The organism is Streptomyces sp. NPDC005728 (assembly GCF_040630895.1).
GTDB lineage: Bacteria > Actinomycetota > Actinomycetes > Streptomycetales > Streptomycetaceae > Streptomyces.
This window is the reverse complement of sequence record NZ_JBEXYL010000269.1, coordinates 1-2,086: the sequence shown is the minus strand read 5'-3', so window position 1 is coordinate 2,086 and position 2,086 is coordinate 1. Positions and strand designations below refer to the sequence as shown.

4 protein-coding genes are annotated in these 2,086 nt (G+C 67.4%); 2 read left to right on the top strand and 2 right to left on the bottom strand.

Annotated elements, in window-relative coordinates:
* Positions 1–1,025 (top strand): serine protease (locus tag ABZ471_RS48465; RefSeq protein WP_359075570.1); only part of this gene is annotated, 1,025 nt, incomplete at its 5' end.
* Between the two features lie 152 nt (positions 1,026–1,177).
* Here ABZ471_RS48465 and ABZ471_RS48460 read toward each other — a convergent pair.
* Positions 1,178–1,303: a hypothetical protein gene (locus ABZ471_RS48460; RefSeq protein WP_359075568.1), complete on the bottom strand. Its 126-nt coding sequence runs from the start codon at positions 1,301–1,303 to the stop codon at positions 1,178–1,180.
* 65 nt (positions 1,304–1,368) lie between these two features.
* Between ABZ471_RS48460 and ABZ471_RS48455 the strand changes: the two genes are divergently transcribed.
* Entirely contained in the window at positions 1,369–1,665 is a 297-nt protein-coding gene (locus tag ABZ471_RS48455; protein ID WP_359075566.1) for a hypothetical protein, read from the top strand.
* Between the two features lie 58 nt (positions 1,666–1,723).
* Here ABZ471_RS48455 and ABZ471_RS48450 read toward each other — a convergent pair.
* Positions 1,724–2,086, bottom strand: a 363-nt coding sequence (locus ABZ471_RS48450; RefSeq protein ID WP_359075564.1) for a hypothetical protein, incomplete at its 5' end; no start/stop codon positions are given.

Genomic DNA, 2,086 nt, shown 5'->3' with positions numbered 1-2,086 from the left:
ATTGGGGCCCGTATCACAAGTGCGGAGCGGTGCTCATCGACTCCACGACCATGCTGACCGCCGAACACTGCGTCACGGCTTTGGATAGTTCCCCGCTGTCGGTGCGCATCGGCTCGAACAGCTCCTCCGCCGGCGGAGAGCTTGCGAAGGTCGCAAAAGCGATCACGTTCGATAATTCTGACGAAATCGATGGTTCCGACATTGCATTGCTGAAGCTGGCCCAGCCGGTGAAGGCAGCGCCAGTCCGGATCGCCAACTCCAGTACGCCGCCCGGCACGCCGGTCCGCCTGCTCGGGTGGGGAAAAACCTGCACCGACGGAAAGTGCGCGACTCCGGACGGTCTGAAGGAGCTCGACACAACAGTGAGCAGCGACTCGAGCTGCGATGAAGCCGGCGCGTTCGCCCCGGCCAGTGAACTGTGCATCGACAGCGCCCCGTCCCAAACCCCCTGCAACGGCGACTCTGGGGGGCCCGCCCTCTTCAAAGATGGGGTTGAAATCACCCAGGACGGTGACGAATGGATCTTGTCCGGCCTCACCAGCCAGGTCGCCGGCGGCGCGTCCTGCGGTGCGCAAGACACGATCTATACCGACGTCAGCGCCTTCCGCAAATGGATCGATGACAGCTCAGACGGTACTCCACAAAGCTGCGACTTCTTTGGCCCTGGCTTCGGCACCAGCCTCGAACCCAGGCCTGAATGCGGCACCCCGACGGAGACCACCACTTCGGGCACATCTGACGACACCAAGGTGTCCGACGAGGCCGACAAGCAGGACAGCAACGATTCTCCTCAAGGCCCCATGGAAGACATGAACCTCCCACCTGACGGCAGCTCCTATCTCAACGCGCCTGATGTCCCAGACAGCACCCCCAGCAAAGAGCCCTTCGACGAGGCTGACGAGCAGGACAACGGCGAGTCTGCCGAGGCTCCCCAGGCAGGCAACAACCCTCCGCCTGACGGCATCGAGTCCCTCGTCCCGATGCCCCCGGGCAGCACCCCCAGTGAAGATCCGCCCTCCGACTGACGACGAGCCACAAGCTGCCCGGCGGACGTCCCCAAGTGGCGCAGTGCGCCGCTTGCTGGAGGACGTCACACCGCGTGTGCAGATGCTCCAGGACGCTGTCCTGCTTGACCTCACCGGGGCGACCCGCTGGTGGCAGCGTGATGCCCGCGGCATCACCGAACTCGTTCACTGCGGGTGCTCGCCTTCTTCGGGGTGCGCAGCGCGGCGGCCGTGGCCGGTACCCCGATGCTTGCCGCCATGGCCTGCGCCCTCACGCCGCTCGATCGGCGCACCGTCATCGGCGACTCCCCGCAGGCGATCGCGGCATTCCTTCGCCCCCGGTCCCGTACGGGAACTTCCCGGCGTGGGTGCGAAGACGGCCGCACTGCTCGGTGAGTACGGCCTTCGCACCGTCGGCGACGTCGCCGACGTCCCTCAACTGACCCTGCAGCGTCTCCTCGGTGCCCGCGCCGGCCGCATGCTCCACGAGCGTGCCCACGGCCGCGACACCGCGGTCGTCGACCCGAACCCGGAACCGGCCAGCCTCAGCAGCGACCACCACTTCACCCGAGACGAACTCGACCCCGCCCAGCACCGGCGTGCCCTGATCGCCCTCGCCGACAACCTTGGCACCCAGCTACGCGCCTCCGTACGAGGGTGAGCATTGCTCAACGGCGGCCCGCCCCCAGCTAGGAGCCGGGCCGCCGTGGTCGTGCTGGTCAGCGAGTGGCGCCCTCCGGCCACAGCACACGCACAGGGACGCCGGTCCGCTGGGCGTAGTCCACGACGTCCGCCGTCCCGCCGTACGCCCACGCCGGTTTCCCGTCCCACACGGCCAGCAGCTCATCCACCAGGCCGACGAGGATTTCAGACCCCGCCTGGTGCGCCTCCGATGTGGACTCGATCAGCCCGGTCTCGTGAACGTCGGCCGCGTGGCTCACGAGCCGGTCGTAGACGGGGTGATGCCAGTCGGGCAGGCCCTCGCGGTACTTGGCAGCCGGGATGACGACCTCGATGCGTCCGCCGACGGACAGCACCGCTTCCGCGAACCAGGAGTCGGGACCGTCGGCGATGCACGAGAC

What these genes read in the sequence shown, in the direction of transcription:
- ABZ471_RS48460 (WP_359075568.1), bottom strand. Translation starts at nt 1,303, where the DNA reads ATGACGGTGCGCCGATCGAGCGGCGTGAGGGCGCAGGCCATGGCGGCA.